This window comes from Glutamicibacter sp. 0426 (assembly GCF_001906485.1).
GTDB lineage: Bacteria > Actinomycetota > Actinomycetes > Actinomycetales > Micrococcaceae > Glutamicibacter > Glutamicibacter nicotianae.
The window spans coordinates 309,581-329,165 of sequence record NZ_MPBI01000002.1; the positions used below are offsets into that span (position 1 = coordinate 309,581).

The window sequence follows — 19,585 nt, forward strand, 5'->3', positions numbered from 1 at the left end:
GTTCATTGTTTCTGGACTATTTGCCTTGACTGTGCACTGGAAAGTCAGATCACTGCACGCATCTCGGCTTCCAGTCCTATTGCCGACGCGAGCAGATTGCGCATCACAACCAGCAGCCAGGTGGCGGCGCTGCCGAACGCCACGGTGCCAGCGACCATCAAGAATACGCCGGGACCGCCGGCGCCGACGATCGCCAGCAAGTGAAATCCCAATCCCAGGACCAAGAAGGTGGCGATCGCGGATGCGCAGATGATGGTGGTGACCCAGCGCAATGAACTATTCTCGAAGATTCTCTGGCGTTGAACCTTTGACAGCAGTATCCAGATGCAGGCCAGGGCAACCTGCAGGCATATGATTCCCGCCGTCACCACCCATCGGTATGGGGTGGCCAGATAGGCAACTTCGGGATGGATGCTGACGGACTCTGCGACAAGCAGCGGCAAAATCAGCGTCTGGGCCAAGAGTGCGCCGAGGAAGATAGCGATCAGCGAAGCCCGAAGCAGAGCAATGGCAGAATTCGTCATACGATTGATTATCAATCATAATCTATCGATTATCAATAGGATCTGTCGAGTGTATCGCGATTTCACGCTACTGGACTCCGTGATTCGGGGCGGTGATCTCGCACGCAGGGCCTGCCAGCCTTGACCTGTCGGTGTCTTGTGGAAAGGTAGGAGCCAGCAAAGCGGTGCGAATTTATTGCCGTGGTCCATTCCGGAGCGGAAAGAAGGAAACTAATGCGCGTATACATTACGAGTGTCTTCGTCGATGACCAGGCGAAAGCCAAGGCGTTCTATACCGAGGTGCTGGGCTTCAAGGTGAAGCACGACATTCCCGTCGGCGAGTACAGCTGGCTGTCCCTCGTCGCTGCCGACCAGGAGGATGGTCCTGAAGTCCTCCTCGAGCCGGCGGCGCATCCAGCTGTCGGGCCATATCGCGCGGCACTGAAAGCCGATGGCATCCCCGCAACGTCTTTTGCCGTTGATGATGTCCAGGTGGAATTCGAGCGCTTGGGCTCATTGGGAGTGGAGTTCACCCAGGAGCCAATGGACGCAGGTCCCGTGATGGTGGCGACCTTTGATGACACCTGCGGCAATCTGATCCAGATTTCCAGCTACAAGGCGTAATGCAAATTGGCGGCCCTGCAGTATTGCAGGGCCGCCAATTCGCATTGCTGGAAGCTACTTGACCAGTGCGCGCTTCAGGGTATCCAGGCCCACTGAACCGAGCTGCAATGCCGCGGTGTGGAAATCCTTGAGCGAGAAGTTCTCGCCCTGGGCCGCTGCGAGATCATCGCGGATCTGCTCCCAGAGTCGCTGGCCGATCTTGTAGGACGGGGCTTGGCCCGGCCAACCGAGGTAGCGGTTGTACTCGAAGTCCAGCTGCCCCTTGGACATGTCCAGATTCTTCTGGAGGAACTCGTAGCCGTTTTCGGCATTCCAGGTGCCGGAGCCCCACTGCGCGGGGACTTCCAAGCCCAAATGGACACCGATGTCGAAGACCACACGAGCTGCACGCAGGCGCTGCGCGTCAAGCATGCCCATGTAGTCGCCTGGGTCGTCGAGGTAGCCCAGCTGGTGCATGAGACGCTCGGAATACAGTGCCCAGCCTTCGCCGTGGCCGGAAACCCAGCACATCAATCGGCGCCAGCTGTTCAGCGTAGCTGCCTGCATCTGCGCGGTGCCAATCTGCAGGTGATGGCCCGGCACGCCTTCGTGGTACACGGTGGTCAGTTCGGCCCACGTGGTGAATTCATCTTCTCCCGGCGGAACCGACCACCACATCCGGCCCGGACGGCTGAAGTCTTCCGACGGCCCGGTGTAGTACACGCCGCCATCCTGAGTGGGCGCAATCATGCACTCGATGCGGTCCATGGGTGCCGGGATCTCGAAATGCGTGCCCGACAAATCGGCCATGGCCTGATCCGCCTTGCCCTGCATCCATTCGCGCAAGGCATCGGTGCCTTTCAGCTTTCGTGCCGGATCCTCGTTGAGGATCCTCTTGGCTTCCTCAATCGTGGCGCCCGGCTTGATCTGCTCGGCGACGCGCTGCTGCTCGGCGATGATGGCATCGAGCTCGCCAACTCCCCAGGCATAGGTCTCTTCCAGGTCCACTGTTGCGCCCAGGAAGCGGCGGGACATCAGCGAATAGTACTCCCGGCCCACCGCGTCTTCGGCTGGTGCCTGCGGCAGGAGTTCATCTTGCAGGTAGGTGGTGAGCTTGCGGTAGGCCGTCTTTGCGGCGTCTGCACCGGCTTGAAGCTGTTCCTGCAATGCGGCATCCACCGTGGTGCCGGAGACGGCCAGCTGGTCGAAGAAGCCGCCGTCCTTGGCGTAGTCGGTGGTTTGCGTGATCACAATGGAGACCTGTCGCTGTGCGGCGACCAAGCCGTTCGAGGCGGAATCTCGCAGGGACGCAATGTAGCCGTCAATCGCGGCAGGGATGTTCGACATCCGCTGGGCGATGAAGGCATAATCCGCGGAGGTATCCTGCGGCATCAAATCGATGATCGAGCGGATTTCCTGGGCCGCGCTGGCAATATTGTTCAGTTCGGTGCGCCCGGTGAACAGGATTTCCAATTCCAGGCTCAACCGCTCGGTCATCGCATCGAGGGAGACCTCGTCAATGGCGTCGACCGGGGTGGCGTTGGCCAATGCGCCCAAGGTCTCGCGCAGCAAGCTGATCATCTGGGTCGTGCCGGCAGGGGAATAGTCGCCGTAGGCGGTTTCGTAACCCGGCATGCCAAGGGAAACTCCCCACTCCGGGGTCAGTTCAAGGGATTTGGCGAAGAAATCTTCGGCGATCTGGTCGATGGCCGAGGGATCGCGGTGCGGTGCGGGGGATGTCATGTAGCTAACAGTAGTTGATATGAAAGATTTGTTGAAGACTTTTCCGCGGGTTCATTCTCTATTACTTATCCCTCGCCCAAGCTGGCATTCAAAGGGTGAGGGCTGCATCGCTAGAGTTGCCAGCGATGGATGTGTGTGCAACACCTTGGAAAGCAGTGATCCGCGGTAAGCCATGAACGGCCTTCCGGATTGTGTTGCGTTGCCGAACCGCCTAGTCAGCATGCATGGGGAGAACTCTCCATGGCGATGGTTTTGTCAGTTCGTTAGAATTGGAGGGCGACGAATCTGATTTTGGGGAATAAGGCCGGATTCCAGCGCGCACTCGTACCAGCAAAACAAGGACTGACCTCTAGATGGCAAAAGCCGCTTCGACCGGATGGACCGGACTGCCCAAAAGCACCGGCTTCAAGGTGACTGCTATTCCAGTGGTGGCGGCGCTTGCCGTAACCGGTGCCATTATCTATCCGGGCTTCGAAACCGCTGACGTGGAACTGAACGACGGCGGCGTCTGGGTGGTGAATCAGTCCGAAGGCAAAATCGGGCATGTCAACTACCAGTCGCGCACCATTGACGGCGGCGTCGCCACCCCTCTGGCCAACTACGACCTGGTCCAGCATGAGGAAAGCGTGCTGGTGCGCAACATTGAGCAGGCATCATTGACCACCATCGACCCCGCGATGGTGCAATTCGCCGGCGACAACAACCTGCCTGCCAACTCGTCCTTCTCTTTCGGCGCCTCAGTTGTTGCAGTTACCGACGCAGAACACGGTACCGTCCATGCCAGCAATCTCGAGCAGATCGCGGAATTCAAAGGCGAAGGCGCCGAACCGCTGATCGAATCCAAGGGCGAAGTCGCCGCCGTGGTTGGCGCCGATGACACCATCTGGGCCGCAGACATTGGCGCCGGAACCCTGTCCAGCTTCACCCTGGACGACGAGGGAACAGCCGAGCTCGGCGAGGAAATCGAAATTCCCGAACTGGCCGAAATGAAGAAGCCGCAGCTCTCGGCCGTGGGCAAGGTCGGCGTGGTCTTCGACGATGCCAGCGGCCAGCTGGTCACCTCCGAAGGCGGCTCCGCGATCCTGGAGAACCCGGCCAACGCCAAAATCCAGTCCCCGGGTCCGGAAGCCGAGACCATTGCCGTCGCACTGGACCAGTCGCTGGCAACGGTGAGCTTGTCCGGCAAAGACACCAACTACGAGCAGCTGGAAACCGCCGGCACCCCGATCCAGCCGGTGCGCGTCGGATCCTGCACCTACGCGGCCTGGCAGACCAGCGGCGAGTACCTTCGCTTCTGCGACAACCCGGCCGATAACCAGAACACCAGAATCCCGGAAATGACCGAGGGCGCTGAACTGGCATTCCGCGTCAACCGCGACGTGGTCGTGTTGAACGATGTGCATTCGGGACAGGTCTGGCTGGCCAATGAAGGCATGGAAATCGTCAGCAACTGGAGCGATCTGGAACCGCCTGCCGGCGAGGGCGAGGCCAAGGAAGAAGAAACCAAGGAAATCACCGACGCCATCGAGCTGCCCAACCGCACCGAAGAAAACAAGAAGCCGATTGCCGAAGACGACACCTATTCGGTGCGCCCCGGCCGCACCACCTTGCTCCCGGTGCTCTATAACGACGTGGACCCGGACGGCGACTTGCTGACTGCCAACCTGGAGGGCGCTGCGCCTTCGATCGGAGCCGTGCAGCCGGTCCATGACGGCACCGGATTCCAGATTGTGGTTCCCGAGGACGCCAAGGGCGGGGCGAGCTTCGCCTACACCACCAAGGACGGCCGCGGGGGACAGGACACCGCTCGGGTCAAGCTGAACGTGGTGGATGAAGACACCAACAAGGCCCCGGAACAGCAGCGCACCACCGTGCTGCGCGTGCAGCAGGGCGAATCGGTCAGCCACAACGTGCTCACCGACTGGACCGACGCGGAAGGCGATGACCTGCGCCTGCTCGGCGGCACCTCCGAGGGCGATGACGTGATCCGGGTCCAGCCCGATGGCACCCTGACCTTCCAGGACGATGGAAAGAAGCTGGGCCAGAAGGAATTGGCCATCCAGGTCTCCGACGGCCAGGAAGGCACCAAGGGCCGGGTGCTGATCGAGGTCCTGGCCGACTCCGTGGTCAAGCCGGTGACCGCCACCGACCACGTGGTGGCCACCATCAATGAATCCGCCAGCTTCACCCCGCTGGAGAATGACACGGACCCCACCGGAGAAGGACTGCGCCTGGCCGGCGTGGACGATGTGCCCGGACTGGAACTGAAGACCAATGCGCAGACCGGAACCGTGACCGCCCGCGCCGAACGGGCCGGTACCTACTACGTCGAATACATGGCCACCAACGGCCCGGCCAGCGCCCCCGGCCTGGCCCGCATCGACATCAAGAAGCCGGAGGAAAAGGCCGAGGACCCGATCGCTGTCCGCGATGTAGCCCTGTTGCCTGCCGGCCAGGATGTGCTGGTCAACGTGCTGGGCAACGACACCGACCCGGCCGGCGGCGTGCTGGTGGTCACCGGCGTGCAGACCGCCAGCGACAAGCCATTCTCCACCTCGGTGCAACGCAATACGTTCGTGCGCATCACCGACGTGCGCGGCCTCACCGACCCCACCACCATCAGCTACACCGTCTCCAACGGCTCCCGCGAAGCGACCGGCTCCATCCGGGTGATCCCGATTCCGGCCCCGCCGCGCATGGATCCGCCGCAGGCCAACCCCGACACCGTCACCGTCCGCGAAAACGACGTGGCCACCGTCAAGGTCCTGGAAAACGACATCCACCCCAACGGCGGAGAGCTGATCCTGCGCCCGGACCTGGAAGAAGCCGATGACCTGGGCGAGGGATTCTTGATCTCGGTCGCCGATGAGACGATCCGCTTCCGTGCCGGCGACTTCGGCGGCAAGGCCAAGCAGGTGTCCGCGGTCTACACCGTGGCCGGACCCGACGGCCAGGAAACCAGCGCCAGCGTCACCTTCAACGTGCTGCCCGAAGCGGAAGCCAACGACCTGGAGAAGAACAGCCCGCCGAACCCTGAACCGGTCACCGGGCGCGTGTTCGCCGGATCCAGCACCAACGTGCTGGTCCCGATTGACGCCATCGACCCCGATGGCGACTCGGTGTCGCTCGTGCAATTCGGCGATTCGCCGCGCATGGGCACCGCGAAGATCCGCGGGGCCTCCATCGACTACACGGCTAATCCCGATGCCTCGGGCACCGACGAATTCAGCTACGTGGTGGAAGACCGCCTGGGTGCCCGCGCCACCGGCACGATCAAGATCGGCGTGGCGCCGCTGGCCGAATCCAATAATTCCCCGGTAGCGGTCAACGATTTCCTGACCGTGCGCCCTGACCGCCCGGTCGCCGTGGACGTGATGGACAACGACACCGACCCGGACGGCGACCCGATCGCCTTGATGAGCGAGGTCTCCACCGAATCCAGCACCGAAGTGGAAGTCGTTGACGGCCGCGTCACCCTCACCTCGCCTCCGGAAGACGGCAACGTGTCGATCCGCTACATGATTTCCGATGGCCGCGGCGGCACCGCGGCGGGCACGCTGAGCGTCAAGTCCGATCCCGAGGCGCAGCTGCTCGCCCCGATTGCCCGCGACGACCGTGTGTCGCTGGAAGAAGTCATTGCCGATGAGCAGGTGACCGTCGATATCCTGCGCAACGACGAGGACCCGGACGGCAGCTCCAGCGAACTGGAAATCAGCTTGCCGGACAACCCGTCCACCGCCCAGGTGACCGAGGACGGCCTGGTGGTCACCGCCACCGAAGAGGCGCAGATCATCGCCTACACCCTGACCGACCCGGACGAACTGACCTCAACTGCTTTCGTCCACGTGCCGGGCACCGCCGGCGCCCGTCCGATCCTGCGCAGCGGGCTGAACCTGCAGGTCCAGGCGGGAGAAGTCCTGCCGCTGAACTTGGAAGACCTGGTCCTCGTGCGCGATGGCCGCACCCCGCGCCTGACCACCGAGGAATCGGTGACCTCGATGCCGCAGAACGACGGCGAACTGGTCAAGTCCGCCACCGAGCTGTCCTTCCGCGCCCCGGTTGACTTCGACGGCTCGGCGACCGTCAGCTTCGAAGTCACCGACGGCACCGGCCCCGACGATGAAAAGGGGCTGAAGTCCAAGCTGACCCTGCCGATCAACGTCACCCCGGCGCCGCGCCAGAACGATTCCGAGGAACGCCAGAACCAGAACGAGGAAGGCCAGCCGGAAGAGGACGAGCCTGAGGAAGAGGAAGAAGAAGAGGAGCAGCCCGACGAGGAGAACTTCGCTCCGACCCTGCAGGCCAATTCCCTGGCCGTGGGCCAGGGCGAGGAGCCTGCCTTCCTGGACCTGCGCATGGCCGCCGGCGATGCCAATGAAGAGGACGTCCCGAACCTGAAGTTCGCCATTGCCTCGGTGGACATCCAGGGCGTGACGGCCGAACTGGTCGAGGGGCACAACCTGAAGGTCAGCGCCGAAGCATCGACCCCGAAGGGCACCACCGGCAGCGTGACCGTCACGGTCAGCGACGGCGTCAACCCGCCGGTCCCGGCCGCCATGGCCATTACCGTCACCGGCTCGGTGCGCGAGCTGCCGGTAGCCGTGGCCGACAACGTCCCCGATGCCGCCCAGGGCAAGACCGAAGTGGTTGATGTGCTGGCCAATGACCACAACCCGTACGCGGATGAAGGTCCGCTGCGCCTGATCAACGCCCGCGCCCTGGAAGACACCGGGACGGTGGAAACGCGCGGCGACCAGGTGGCAATTACCCCGAACGACGACTTCGTGGGCACCATGCGGGTGGAATACACCATTGGCGATGTCACCGAAGATGTGGCCCGCAACGTCATCGGCACCGTGACGCTGAACGTCAAGGGCGCCCCGGAAGCCCCGGGACTGCCGCGCGTCCAGTCCACCGGCGACCAGAAGGTCGTGCTGCAGTGGGACCCACCGGCAAATAACGGCTCGGACATCACCGGCTACACCGTGCGCGGCGGCGGGCACACCCAGAAGTGCGCCACCACCACCTGCACCATCACCCCGCTGGCCAACGACACCGTGTACAACTTCACCGTCACCGCCACCAACGAGATCGGCGAATCCCCGGCCTCGGCGCAATCTGCCGACGCCCGTCCGGACGTGGAACCCGAGCAGCCGGCCGCCCCCACCGGCACCGACGGCGACCAGCAGGCCGCCTTCAAGTGGACCGCCCCGGTCAGCCGCGGTTCGGCCATCCAGAGCTACACCCTGGAGATTTCCCCGGCACCGGCCAACGGCGTCACCCAGGTCACCGGCATCACCGGCACCTCCTACACCTGGAAGGGCCTGAAGAACGGCACCGACTACCAGGTGCGCGTGCGCGCGGTGAACAAGGCCTCCAAGCCATCGGCCTTCAGCGCCTACTCGGCAGCGGTCACCCCGGCAGGCAAGCCATTCAAGCCAGCGGCGCCTACCGCGGCCCGCAAGGACTCCGCGGTGGATGGCGGCGTGGTCAACGTGGCATGGAACGCCCCGGGCACCAACGGCGCGCCGATCACCGGCTACACCCTGCGCGTCTTCAAGTCCGGCACCCTGGAGAAGACCATCGGCTCGATTCCCGCCAACCAGACCAGCCAGTCGGTCACCGGCCTGAGCACCTCCGGTTCCTACACCTTCACCATTGCCGCCACCAACCGCAAGGGCAGCTCGGAACAGAGCTCCAAGTCGGTGGCGGTGACCCCGTACGGACGGCCCAAGGCAGTGTCCAGCGTGAGCGCCAAGGCCACCGGAGCCAACCGCAAGGTGCGGCTGGACTTCCAGGCCCCTGCCGCGAACGGATCGAAGATCACCGGCTACCAGTACTCCACCGACGGCGGAGGATGGAACTCCTTCGGCGGACCCGGCTCGGTGATCGACACCGGTTCCAACGGCACCGCGCACACCTGGCGCGTGCGCGCCTTGAACGCCGCCGGCGCAGGCACCGCCAGCCCGGCCAGCAACAAGACCAGCGCCTACGGTCCGCTGCGCGACAACGCGAAGATTTCCGCGTCGCACGGCAACGACTGGATCTCCTTCAGCTGGAATACCGCCGCCGGAGAATCCAACGGACGCAAGGTCACCCAGACAGTGAAGATCGGTGGCAACAGCACCAAGAACGACGGCTCGCAGAAGGTCACCGGCCTGGGCTACTCCACCAGCCGCACCATCAAGATCGTGGCAACGGATACCGAAGGCCAATCCAGGTCCTGGTCCAAGACGGAGAAGACCAACCCGAAGCCGGCCCGTTCGGTGAAGCTGACCGAGGGGCCGATGTACAACGGCTACTCGAACTCGACCTGCCCGCCGAACTGCTACAAGTACCACGTGGAACTCTACAACTTCGCCCCGGGAACCCACACCTACCTGGCCCAGTGCTACCACTCCGGGGGGATGTTCTCGGATAACTACGTGACCTTCAACGTCAACGGCAATGGCCGCGCCTCGAAGGACCTGCCATGCGTGATCGAGCCGGGATACTCCCAGCCGTACTTCGCACGCATCGACGGCACCGAATCCGACCACGTTAATTTCAGATAAGCGCGGCATCGACCGGGCATCAAGACGTACAGAAAGAACAAACACTGCCATGACCATGAGCACCGAGCAGGCCAACTGGTTCTGCGATACCTTCGCCAAATTGGTGTCCAACGTCGGCCAGTCCGTGCTGGGCAAGGAGCAGACCATCAAGCTGGTGCTCACCGCCATGCTCAGCGAAGGGCACGTGCTGCTCGAAGACGCACCGGGCACCGGCAAGACCATGCTGGCCCGTTCGCTGGCCGCCACCGTGCGCGGCAGCAACTCGCGCATCCAGTTCACCCCGGACCTGCTGCCCTCGGACGTCACCGGCATCACCATCTACGACCAGCGCAGCGGCCAATTCGACTTCCACCACGGGCCGATCTTCGCCAACCTCGTGCTGGCCGACGAGATCAACCGCGCCTCGCCCAAGACCCAGTCGGCGCTGCTGGAAGTCATGGAAGAAGGCCGGGTGACCGTCGATGGCACCACCTACCCGCAGGCCCGCCCGTTCATGGTCATCGCCACCCAGAACCCGATCGAGCAGGCAGGCACCTATCGGCTGCCCGAAGCGCAGCTGGACCGTTTCCTGATCAAGACCTCCATCGGCTACCCCGACCGCGAGGCCACCGTGGCGCTGCTCTCGGGCAGCACCCAGCGCGACCGCTCGGCCGCGCTGAACGCCATCATCACCACCGAAGCAGTGGTGGAAATGGCCGAGCTGGCCACCACCGTGCACGTGGATACCGCCGTGCTGGAATACGTCGCAGCCCTGTGCGAAGCGACCCGCGACTCCGCCGACACCCGTCTGGGCGTCTCTGTGCGCGGCGCCCTGGCGATGGTGCGCGCGGCCAAGGTCTGGGCCGCCAGCCAGGGCCGCAACTACGTGCTGCCCGATGACATCAAGGAATTGGCGCCGCATGTCTTCACCCACCGCCTGGTGCTTGACCCGGAAGCCGAGTTCACCGGCACCACCGCCGAGCAGGTCATCGCCTCGGTGCTGCGCAAGGTCCCGGCCCCGACCCGCCGCGGCGACGAGGACTCCGCCGAAGCCGAGAGCAAGGACCAGGACGAGCATTAATGAGCCGACGAGCTAAGCGTCCTGCACGGAACAGCAAGCTGAATCGCGGGGCCGAGAAGTCGCTGACCATGGCCAGCGAGGCCATGGCGGTGCTGCGCGACTACCTGGACCCTGCCACGGCACGGGCCAGGGAACTGTCCACCCGGTACCTCGCACCGATCGCCACGGTCATCTCCCCGCTGGGCTTCGTGCTGCTGGGCACCGCGGTGCTGCTGTGGATCCTGGGCGCCAGCTTCGGCTGGCAGGAAGCCCTGCTGGGTGCCTTCATGGCCACCGTGCTGCTGCTCGCCTCGGTGGGTTTCGTCCTGGGCCGCAACGACTTCAGCGTCGACCTGGATCTGCACCGCACCCGCGTGGCCGTGGGGGACCGCGCCGTGGGAGCCATGCAGGTAGCCAACAAGGCTTCGCGCAGCTCGGCACCGGTGATGATGGAACTTCCGGTGGGCCACGGCGCCGCCCAGTTCCGGATCCCGCGTCTGGAACCGCAGCAAACGCATGAGGACCTGTTCACCATCCCCACCCAGCGCCGCCAGGTGCTCGATGTGGGCCCGGTCCGCTCGGTCCGCCAGGACCCCTTTGCGATCCTGCGCCGGCAGGTGAAATGGACCGAAAGCTACGAGCTGTTCATCCATCCGCGCACCACCGCATTGGATGGCTCCTCGGCCGGGTTCATCCGTGATCTGGAAGGCATGCCCACCTCCGACCTCTCGAATTCCGACGTGTCCTTCCACGCACTGCGCGAATACCAGTCGGGAGATGACCGCCGGCACATCCACTGGAAATCCACGGCCCGCACCGGCGAGCTGATGGTCCGCCAGTTCGAAGAGACCCGGCGCTCGCACCTGGCCCTGTCGCTGAGCACCAACCTGGACGAGTACGCCGAGGCGCACGCCGAGGAGGATTTCGAATTGGCCATCTCGGTGGCGGCCTCCATCGGCCAGCAGGCCGTGGCCGAACAGCGCAAGCTGGCCATCCTGACCCAGCAGGGCCCGGTGCGCACCGGCAGCGGCCGGCAGATGATGGACGGGCTGACCCGCATCGAGGCGGCCACCGGCCAGCGCGAGAACCTGGTGGACGTGGTGCGCCACACCGCTGGCACGGTGCCCGGCGCCTCGGTGATTTTCTTCCTCACCGGCACCAGAACCAGCGCCAAATCGCTGCGCGAGGCATGGATGCACGTGCCGGCCGGCGTGCGCGCCATCGCCATCCGCTGCGAAACCGGGATTGAACCTTCGCGCTCGAATATTGGCGAGCTGACCGTATTGAGCCTCGGCAAGCTGGAAGAACTCGGCGTGATGCTGCGAAAGGCCGTGGCATGAAACAGACGATTCCCCTCTGGCGCTATGGCGTCGACGCGGCCTGCCTCGCCCTGGCCCTGGTGCTTGGCGCGCTGGGTCTGCTGGAAGCCTACGGCGCGAGCCTGAACTTCATCCTCGCTGCCGTTGGCGGACTGGTTGCCGGCCTTGCCTTGGCCTGGGCGAATGTGCATTTCAAGCTGGGCACCTGGCGGACCCTGGGCCTGTTCGCGCTGCTGTACCTCGTGCTTGGCACGCCGTTGGCGACCCCGCGAGAGGCAGCCTTTGGCCTCCTGCCCACCGGCCAATCCCTGCGCACCTTGCTGACCGGCCTGGTCTTCAGCTGGAAAGACATGCTCACCGTGGCGCCACCGGTAGGTTCCTACGGGGGCGTGCTGATTGTGGCCTTCCTGTCCGCGCTGCTCACCGCGCTGCTGGCCGGCTTGGCCGCCTGGCATTTGCGCTCGCCGTATTGGACGCTGCTGCCGCTATTGGCAATGTTCGTGCTCGGCATTGTCTTCGGCACCCGCGATGTGCCGATGCCCGTCGCCCGCGGCGTCGCCTTCATCGCGGTGCTGGTCGGCTGGCTTGCCTGGCGGCGCTTCATCGATACGCGTGTTTCCGGCGGATTCAGTTCGCTGAACCACGAGCAGCTTGACTCCCAGGGTTCCAAGCAGCTGCTGCTGCGCCGCGTGATTGCCGGAACCCTGGTGCTGGCCGGTGCCGGCGTCGCGACCGCGGCGGCCACGCCGCTGCTGGCCCCGGAAACCCCGCGCCAGGTGCTGCGCGATGCACTGGAACCGCCGGTGGATCTCTATGACTACCCAAGCCCCCTGACGCGTTTCCGCAAATATGTGAAAACGATGGCTGACGACACCCTGATGACCGTCAAGGGCCTGCCCAAGGACGAGCGCATCCGCCTGGCCGCCCTGGATTCCTACAACGGCATGGTCATCAACGTGGATCCGTCCGCGGGTGGCAGTTTCGCCCCGGTGGGCGATGCCAGCGATATCCGTTCGGCCGACACGGTGGAAGGCCGCGAAGCCGCCGAGCTTGAATTCTCGATCAAGGACTATCAAGGCGTGTGGGTTCCGTCCGGTGGCAAGCTGCTGGGCATGGAACTGACCGGAGGGCGTGAAGATGAACTGGCCCGTTCGCTGTTCTACAGCGATTCCTCCGAGAGCGCGCTGAGCTCCATCGGGCTGGCGGAGGGCGATGCCTACACGGCCAAGGTGCTGTTCCCGGCCAAGCCCAGCGATGAGCAGCTCAACGAACTGGACTTGGCGCAGTTCCGCATGCCTGAGCTGGCCAATGTTCCAGCCATAGCGGGAGCGAAAGCCGCTGAATTCATCGGATCGGGCCGCGGGGACCTGGAGCGTGTGCGGAGCATCGAAGCGATGCTCTCCGGAACCGGGTTCTTCTCCAACGGCACCGAGGGACAGGTGCCCTCGCTGTCCGGGCACGGCGCGGGACGCATCACCAGCCTGCTCGATGCCGAGCAGATGATTGGCGATGACGAGCAGTATGCTGTTGCGATGGCGCTGATGGCCCGCGAGCAGGGGATTCCTGCGCGCGTGGTCATGGGCTTCTATCCCGAGGAATACGCGCCTGAAAAGGCAGTCGAAATCAAGGGCTCCGATGTCCACGCATGGGTGGAGATCGCCTTTGAAGATGTAGGCTGGGTTGCTTTCAACCCGACGCCCAACGAGGATGAGCAGCCGACCCCTCCGGAACAGGAACCCAAGGCCGTGCCGCAGCCGCAGGTGCTGCAGCCTCCGCCGCCGGCGCAGGAAGAAGCCGACTTGCCGCCGCAAACTGCACCGGAGCCGCAGGAAGTGGAAGAGGAACCTGAAACCTTCTGGGAGCGCTGGGGGCAGGTCATCATCGTTGTCGGCATTTCGCTGGGGTCGCTGCTGCTCCTGCTTTCGCCGCTGCTGCTGATTGCCCTGCTGAAGCTGCGCCGCCGCGAGAAGCGGGCGAAGTCCGGCAGCACAGGGGACCGCATGAGCGGCGGCTGGCAGGAACTGCTCAGCCATGCCACGGATCACCGTATCGCTACGGCCAACGGCGCGACCCGGCGGGAAAGCGCGAGCGTGCTGGCCGCCGGCTTCCCGGCGCTGTCCGATCCGGTGCGCTCCCTGGCGCAGCGTGCGGACGCGGCGAACTTCTCCCATGAGCAGCCGACCGAGGAACAGGTGCGGAAGTATTGGGAAGATGTCATTGCGCATACCCGGAAGATGCAGGAACCGCTGGGATTCTTCGGCAGGATGCGCGTGAAGTACTCCCCACGATCCCTGATACATGATCTGGCTGCGAAGACAGCCAAGACGGCACGAATACTGCAACAGAAAAACCGGAGGAAGCCATGGCGGTAAAGATGGATCTGGTCGATGCCCGAACTACCCAGCGGCTGCTCGCATGGCTGATCGACTTCCTGCCGGTGCTGGTCCTGTCGGTGATTTTCCTGCCGATGATCGCCTCCAAGATGGTGGCCTCGCTGAGCGCTCCGCAGCTTGCGGGCGAAATCGCCGGAACATATATCCTGTACAGCGTCCTCGCACTGGCCTACACGGTGTTCTTGTGGTGGTGGGAAGCTACCTCGGGCAAGACCCTGGGCAATGTGCTCCTCGGGCTGCGCACCACCACGCTCAAGGGCGAGCGCCCGGGCTGGGGCAAAACCATCATCCGCCGCTTGCTGATCGCTGTGGCAGGCATCGTCCCGATTCTTGGATCGGTGCTGATGGTCATCTCCAATCACTTCGATGCGAACGGCAAGAAGCAGGGCTGGCATGACAAGGTGGCCGGGACGCTGGTGCTGGATATCAAGGCTGGACGTGACCCGCTGACCACCGGGGGCGCCGCAGGGCCGCAGTCCTTCGCGCCTCCGCAGCAGTATGCTCCGGGCCGCCGCTTTGTGGGGGAGCCGGACGATGCGCAGGGCACTTCTGGTGGAGTCATCGATTCGGTGCCAGGTGCTGTGCGCGCCGCTGCCCCCGAAGCGCAGGAATCGGTTCGTCCCCGTCCCTCCGCACGGCCCAAGCCGGAAGCGAAGATCGTTGAGGTTCCCTCCACCGAGGCCGCAGCTGATCCGGATGAAGACCTCGGTCATACGCAAATTCGTCCGCAATCCCCGGATGCCGTGCATCTGCTCTTCGACGATAGCCAGTGCCTCGACCTGGCCGGCAGCATCCTGATCGGGCGCAACCCCTCGTACTCGGATGGCGATGTGGGTGTCCACCTGGTTGCACTGGATGATCCGGACCGCACGGTCTCCAAAACGCATCTGCTGATCCAGCCAGGCGTTGGCAGCGTCTGGGTGACCGACCGGGATTCGGGCAACGGTTCGTGCATTGTCGACGAGGACGGGAACGTGCGCGAACTTGTTCCGGGCAAGCCGGAGCAGGCAATGATTGGCCATACCGTGTACTTTGGCGACCGCTATTTCCAGGTGGAACGTCCGTGACAGATCTCAACCCTGGGGCAAGCCTCAGATTCAGCCACGGCCAGGCAACTGACCGTGGACTGCGCCGCGCCCTGAACGAGGACAGCTTGCTGGCCTCTGAACGGCTGCTGGCCATTGCCGACGGCATGGGCGGGCATGAAGCAGGCGAAATAGCCAGCGCCCTGTGCCTCAAGATCCTTGGCGATGGATTCATAGATGCCGGCGCGCAGCTGGATCCGGAGACCTTGGATACCCTGCTGGTCGAAGCTGATCGCAGCATCGTGGAGGCGGGCTCGGGTCGAGCCGGCACCACCCTGGCCGGGGCCGTGCTGATTGATGCAGGCGCCGCCAGCGGGCGGGCGGAAGAACCCCAGCTGCTGGTGTTCAATGTCGGCGATTCGCGCACCTACTTGTGGACCCAGGGAGTGCTGCAACAGGTCAGCGTAGATCACTCCGAAGTGCAGGAATTGATGGATATCGGAGAGCTGGACGCCGAGCAGGCAGCCACCTATCCACGCCGGCATGTGATCACCCGCGCCCTGGGAATCAACGCCAACAGCCAACCGGACTACTGGCTGGTGCCGCTGGCAGGGCAGGAGCGCATCCTGGTCTGCTCAGACGGTCTGAGCAGCGAAGTCGGCGATGCCGCAATCCAGGAAATCCTTGCGCGGTTCCCGGATCCCCAGCAAGCTTCCGAAGAACTGGTCCAAGCGGCCCTGGATGCCGGGGGACGCGATAATATCAGCGTGATCGTTGCCGATGTGGAGCATGGGCACCCCGATGATGTTGGCATTACTATTCCGCGCATATCGACTACGAGCCACCAAGAGGAGAAATCATGAACAGCCTGCGTTACCTTCCCGGAGACTGGTACGCCCTAGTCAATGGCCAGCACATTGTCCTCCTTCCTTCCAGCGCGAGCGCAGAACAGGTCAATGGCCTGTGGGCCAAGCTCAATGGGAAGACCACGGTGGAAGCACTGCTCTCGGAGCTGTTGCCGATGTACCAGATGAACATTGCCGACCTGCCGAACTTCGCTCTGATCTCCCGTGACAGCGCACCGCATCTGATCCTGCGCGGTGCCCCGGAATTCATCGCCCGGACTGCCTCCGGCGAGGAGAAGGTGAGCGGCGCAGGCATCGCCACCTGGGCCGAACGCAAGCTGGGGGAGTCGAAGTCGTGGACGCTGAGCACCGGTTCGGCGAAAGCCGAAGCCACATTCGCGCTGCCAATTGGCGAAGGCATCGTACGCGTATCGCAGCTGGAATGGGCCGCAGGAGAGGACCCCACCGCTGCGGAAAAGACTCCAGCCGCGGCTAAAGCCCCGGCACCGACTGATGCCAAGCCTGCCGCTGATCCGGCGAAGGCTCCGGCTCCTGCTGCGGCTAAGCCCGCTGCAGCATCTGATGCTGCAAAACCTGCGGTAGCTCAGGCAAAAACTCCTGCGCTTTCCGAAGCTAAGTCTGCTCCTGCGACAGATGCTGCCAAGCCGGCTGTTGCCTCGTCAAAGACCCCTGCGCCTGCCGCAGCCAAGCCTGCTGCGGTCAAGACCCCTGCGCCTGCCACGGCTAAGCCGGCAGCGGAGCCGGCAAAGGATCCGGCACCGGCTGCGGCCAAGCCAGCTTCTGCTCCGGCTCAGGCTGCTTCTGCGTCTGATGCGGCCAAACCAGCTGAGGCGCCAGCAAAGGACCCGGCACCGGCTACGGCCAAGCCAGCTTCTGCTCCGGCTAAGGCTGCTTCCGCATCTGATGCGGCCAAACCAACTGAGGCGCCGGCAAAGAATCCTGCACCAGCGGCTGCCAAGTCGGATGCAACGCCAGCGAAGAATCCAGCACCGGCTACTGCCAAGTCAGCTGCGCCGCCAGCAAAGGACACGGCACCGGCGGCGGCCAAGCCTGCTGCTGCACCGAACGCTGCACCAGCCAAGGAAGCTGCAGATCCCAAGGGCCCAGCTGATGTGCTGGCACGGGCAGCCGACGCGGCCAAGGCGGCCGATGAGGCCACGCCAGTCAAGGCCTCGGCAAAGGATGCCGAGGACGACCGGACCTTTGACTCAGAAGCAACCCAGGATCCAGCGCAATACGAGCAGGAAGTTTTCTCGGAGGAACTCTCGCTTGCCGGGCAGCTGCTCGGAGCCAGAGGTGCGGCAGAGACCGTTTACGATACCGGCCAGGGCGATGACCAGGACACGATTATCAAGCCCCGTCCGGCAGGTCCTGCCATCGCTGCGCTTCCCGCCGAACCAGCTGACGACGAGCACACGATCATCCGCGGCTCCAGTGTTCCGAAATCCAGGCCTTCATCAGGGTTGGATGCCAAGGACGGTACAGAAAGTTCGGTGTCCCTGAATGAATTCATCCTGGCGCGCTCTTGCTCCAAGCGGCACCCCAATCCACCCACCGCGTCGACGTGCAGGCAATGCGGCGAGCGATTGACCGCCCAGACGCAGCAGGTTCGCAAGCCTGCCATGGGCCGCATGATTGTCAGCGACCACGGCGGTACCCGCGAATACGCCCACGAGCTGAACCGCTCGGTGGTCCTCGGACGCCAGCCAAGCGCAGGAGCCGTCAAATCCGACAGCGAACCCCGCCTGCTGAAGGTTGAAAGCCCCAGCGGCGACATCTCCCGTTCGCACCTGCACGTGCGTGTGGAGGGATGGCATGTGCAACTGGTGGACCTTGGTGCGACCAATGGCACCGTGCTGCTGCGCGAAGGGCAGCGGCCACGGCGCCTGTCCCGCCACCAGGAGATCATGCTGATCAACGGCGACGTCGCTGACTTGGGTGATGGCGTCAGCATCCGCTTCGAGGATCTGCCGTGAGCCCAAAGCGCGCGCCAGCTCCGGCACCGCAAATACCGGGATTCGCGTACGTCAAGCCACTGGGTACCGGCGGATTCTCCGATGTCTATCTTTACGAGCAGCACCGGCCCAACCGCAAGGTGGCGGTCAAGGTGCTGCTGGCTGATGTCAGTGATGAGGAAGCCCGCCAACGTTTCGAGGCCGAGGCCAATTTGATGGCCCAGCTGTCCACCCATCCTTATATCGTCACGATCTACCAAGCGGAGATCACCGATGACGGACGTTCCTATCTGGCCATGGAGTATTGCTCCCGGCCTTCCTTGGATGCCCGTTACCGCCGCGGTGTCTTGAGCATCGATGAAACGCTGACCTTGGTCATCCAATTGTGCTCAGCGGTCCATACCGCGCATCTAGCGGGCATCGTGCATCGAGACATCAAGCCGGGAAACGTGCTGACTACTGACTACAACCGGCCGGCCCTGACCGACTTCGGCATCTCGGGAACCATCGGATCGCACACCGCAGGGCTGTCGGTTCCATGGTCCGCCCCGGAAGCGTTCAGCGGCGACACGCCTCCGGGCGTGCGCATGGACGTATACTCGCTCGGTGCCACGATCTATACAGTTCTGGCAGGGCATTCGCCGTTCGTCCGGCCGGGACAGGATAATGCGCAGCCAGTGCTCATTGAGCGGATCTGCAATTCTCCATTGAAGCCGTTGGAGCGGCTTGACGTTCCCGAGTCGCTGAACCAGGCGTTGTCGGTAGCCATGGCGAAGAACCCGGCTTCGCGATTCGGCTCGGCCGCCGAATTCGCCCGCTCCCTGCAGCGAATCCAGATCGAGTTGGGCTTCTCGGTCACTCCTTTTGAGGTTATCGAAGAACCTGCCGAAGCGGCTGAGGAGGATGACGGTGAAAGCACGCGCGTCCGCAATGTCATTTCGATCAGCGACGTGCAGCGTCCGCTGCCTTCTGCACCGATGATTTCCTCCGTTCCCGGGCAACAGGCACGGCGGGTACGACCGTCAGCGCCGATACCGCGGCTGCACATGCCGAAGGAACCTGCGCCGGCTCCGAACCCAGAAGATAAAGCGCAAGACGAATCCGGAACGCCATCGGCCAAGCCGGCAGAGCCGAAGCAACGCCAGAGCCTGCCGAAGATATTCATCGCGGTGGGCATAGTGCTGTTCATCTTGGTTGGCGGCGCCTTCATTGCAAACATGTTCTTGCCGGAGCAGGAAGCCGCGCAGCGTACCGGCCCGCCCATTACCGCCACGGACGGTCCCAAGGACGCATTAGTTGGCGGCACCGTCCCCAAGGTGGATAATTTCGAGTACTCTACGGTGGGAGAAACGGTAACCTTCCGCTGGTCCAACCCGGAACCGAATAAGGATGACCATTACCGTTGGGCTCCCATTACCGCAACGGAAACGGGAGAGTTCAAGCAGACGAAGTCTCCCAGCGCGACTACCGACATCGGCGAAGGCGGGCAAACTTGTATCGAGGTCAAGCTCGTGCGCGATGATGGACGTATCTCGGATGGAGCACGGTTCTGCACCGGCGCAGGTTAAGCAAGGTAGGCATAAGC

General features: G+C 63.7%; 11 protein-coding genes. 9 read left to right on the forward strand and 2 right to left on the reverse strand.

The window, feature by feature from the left end; genetic code table 11:
* Positions 1 to 44: 44 nt before the first annotated feature.
* Positions 45 to 524, reverse strand: coding sequence for a DUF2975 domain-containing protein (locus BKX98_RS06920; RefSeq protein ID WP_073706658.1), 480 nt, complete (start codon positions 522 to 524; stop codon positions 45 to 47).
* A 213-nt stretch (positions 525 to 737) separates the two neighbouring features.
* Between BKX98_RS06920 and BKX98_RS06925 the strand changes: the two genes are divergently transcribed.
* Positions 738 to 1,127, forward strand: a complete 390-nt coding sequence (locus BKX98_RS06925; RefSeq protein WP_073706659.1) for a VOC family protein — start codon at positions 738 to 740, stop codon at positions 1,125 to 1,127.
* Between the two features lie 54 nt (positions 1,128 to 1,181).
* On the opposite strand, the gene BKX98_RS06930 is transcribed toward BKX98_RS06925, so the two are convergent.
* Positions 1,182 to 2,849 carry a DUF885 domain-containing protein gene (locus BKX98_RS06930; protein WP_073706660.1) on the reverse strand — a complete coding sequence of 556 codons (1,668 nt, stop codon included), beginning with the start codon at positions 2,847 to 2,849 and terminating at the stop codon, positions 1,182 to 1,184.
* A 353-nt stretch (positions 2,850 to 3,202) separates the two neighbouring features.
* Between BKX98_RS06930 and BKX98_RS06935 the strand changes: the two genes are divergently transcribed.
* Genes BKX98_RS06935 through BKX98_RS06970 form a run of 8 tightly spaced genes read left to right on the forward strand, consistent with a single transcriptional unit; the run spans position 3,203 to position 19,568 of the window.
* Complete coding sequence (locus tag BKX98_RS06935) at positions 3,203 to 9,403, forward strand: Ig-like domain-containing protein (protein WP_073706661.1); 6,201 nt, start codon at positions 3,203 to 3,205, stop codon at positions 9,401 to 9,403.
* Between the two features lie 49 nt (positions 9,404 to 9,452).
* A complete protein-coding gene (locus tag BKX98_RS06940) occupies positions 9,453 to 10,463 on the forward strand; it encodes a MoxR family ATPase (RefSeq protein ID WP_038989825.1) in 1,011 nt (336 codons plus the stop codon).
* Positions 10,463 to 11,782, forward strand: a complete 1,320-nt coding sequence (locus BKX98_RS06945; RefSeq protein WP_038989824.1) for a DUF58 domain-containing protein — start codon at positions 10,463 to 10,465, stop codon at positions 11,780 to 11,782. The genes BKX98_RS06940 and BKX98_RS06945 overlap by 1 nt, the downstream gene beginning before the upstream one ends.
* Positions 11,779 to 14,133 carry a transglutaminase domain-containing protein gene (locus BKX98_RS06950; protein WP_083586673.1) on the forward strand — a complete coding sequence of 785 codons (2,355 nt, stop codon included), beginning with the start codon at positions 11,779 to 11,781 and terminating at the stop codon, positions 14,131 to 14,133. The genes BKX98_RS06945 and BKX98_RS06950 overlap by 4 nt, the downstream gene beginning before the upstream one ends.
* Positions 14,124 to 15,221 carry an RDD family protein gene (locus tag BKX98_RS06955; RefSeq protein ID WP_083586674.1) on the forward strand — a complete coding sequence of 366 codons (1,098 nt, stop codon included), beginning with the start codon at positions 14,124 to 14,126 and terminating at the stop codon, positions 15,219 to 15,221. The genes BKX98_RS06950 and BKX98_RS06955 overlap by 10 nt, the downstream gene beginning before the upstream one ends.
* Positions 15,218 to 16,042 (forward strand): PP2C family serine/threonine-protein phosphatase, encoded by an 825-nt coding sequence (locus tag BKX98_RS06960; protein ID WP_073706662.1) that lies wholly within the window; start codon positions 15,218 to 15,220, stop codon positions 16,040 to 16,042. The genes BKX98_RS06955 and BKX98_RS06960 overlap by 4 nt, the downstream gene beginning before the upstream one ends.
* Positions 16,039 to 18,021 (forward strand): FHA domain-containing protein, encoded by a 1,983-nt coding sequence (locus BKX98_RS06965; protein WP_073706663.1) that lies wholly within the window; start codon positions 16,039 to 16,041, stop codon positions 18,019 to 18,021. Before BKX98_RS06960 ends, BKX98_RS06965 begins: the two co-directional genes overlap by 4 nt.
* Positions 18,018 to 19,568 carry a serine/threonine-protein kinase gene (locus BKX98_RS06970; RefSeq protein WP_073706664.1) on the forward strand — a complete coding sequence of 517 codons (1,551 nt, stop codon included), beginning with the start codon at positions 18,018 to 18,020 and terminating at the stop codon, positions 19,566 to 19,568. The genes BKX98_RS06965 and BKX98_RS06970 overlap by 4 nt, the downstream gene beginning before the upstream one ends.
* Positions 19,569 to 19,585: the final 17 nt, after the last annotated feature.

Bases quoted from the DNA above. Each gene is read 5' to 3' on its own strand.
- BKX98_RS06920 (WP_073706658.1), bottom strand. From the start codon at position 524: ATGACGAATTCTGCCATTGCTCTGCTTCGGGCTTCGCTGATCGCTATC.
- BKX98_RS06930 (WP_073706660.1), bottom strand. From the start codon at position 2,849: ATGACATCCCCCGCACCGCACCGCGATCCCTCGGCCATCGACCAGATC.
- BKX98_RS06965 (WP_073706663.1), top strand. From the start codon at position 16,039: ATGAACAGCCTGCGTTACCTTCCCGGAGACTGGTACGCCCTAGTCAAT.
- BKX98_RS06955 (WP_083586674.1), top strand. From the start codon at position 14,124: ATGGCGGTAAAGATGGATCTGGTCGATGCCCGAACTACCCAGCGGCTG.
- BKX98_RS06945 (WP_038989824.1), top strand. From the start codon at position 10,463: ATGAGCCGACGAGCTAAGCGTCCTGCACGGAACAGCAAGCTGAATCGC.
- BKX98_RS06935 (WP_073706661.1), top strand. From the start codon at position 3,203: ATGGCAAAAGCCGCTTCGACCGGATGGACCGGACTGCCCAAAAGCACC.
- BKX98_RS06950 (WP_083586673.1), top strand. From the start codon at position 11,779: ATGAAACAGACGATTCCCCTCTGGCGCTATGGCGTCGACGCGGCCTGC.
- BKX98_RS06940 (WP_038989825.1), top strand. From the start codon at position 9,453: ATGACCATGAGCACCGAGCAGGCCAACTGGTTCTGCGATACCTTCGCC.
- BKX98_RS06925 (WP_073706659.1), top strand. From the start codon at position 738: ATGCGCGTATACATTACGAGTGTCTTCGTCGATGACCAGGCGAAAGCC.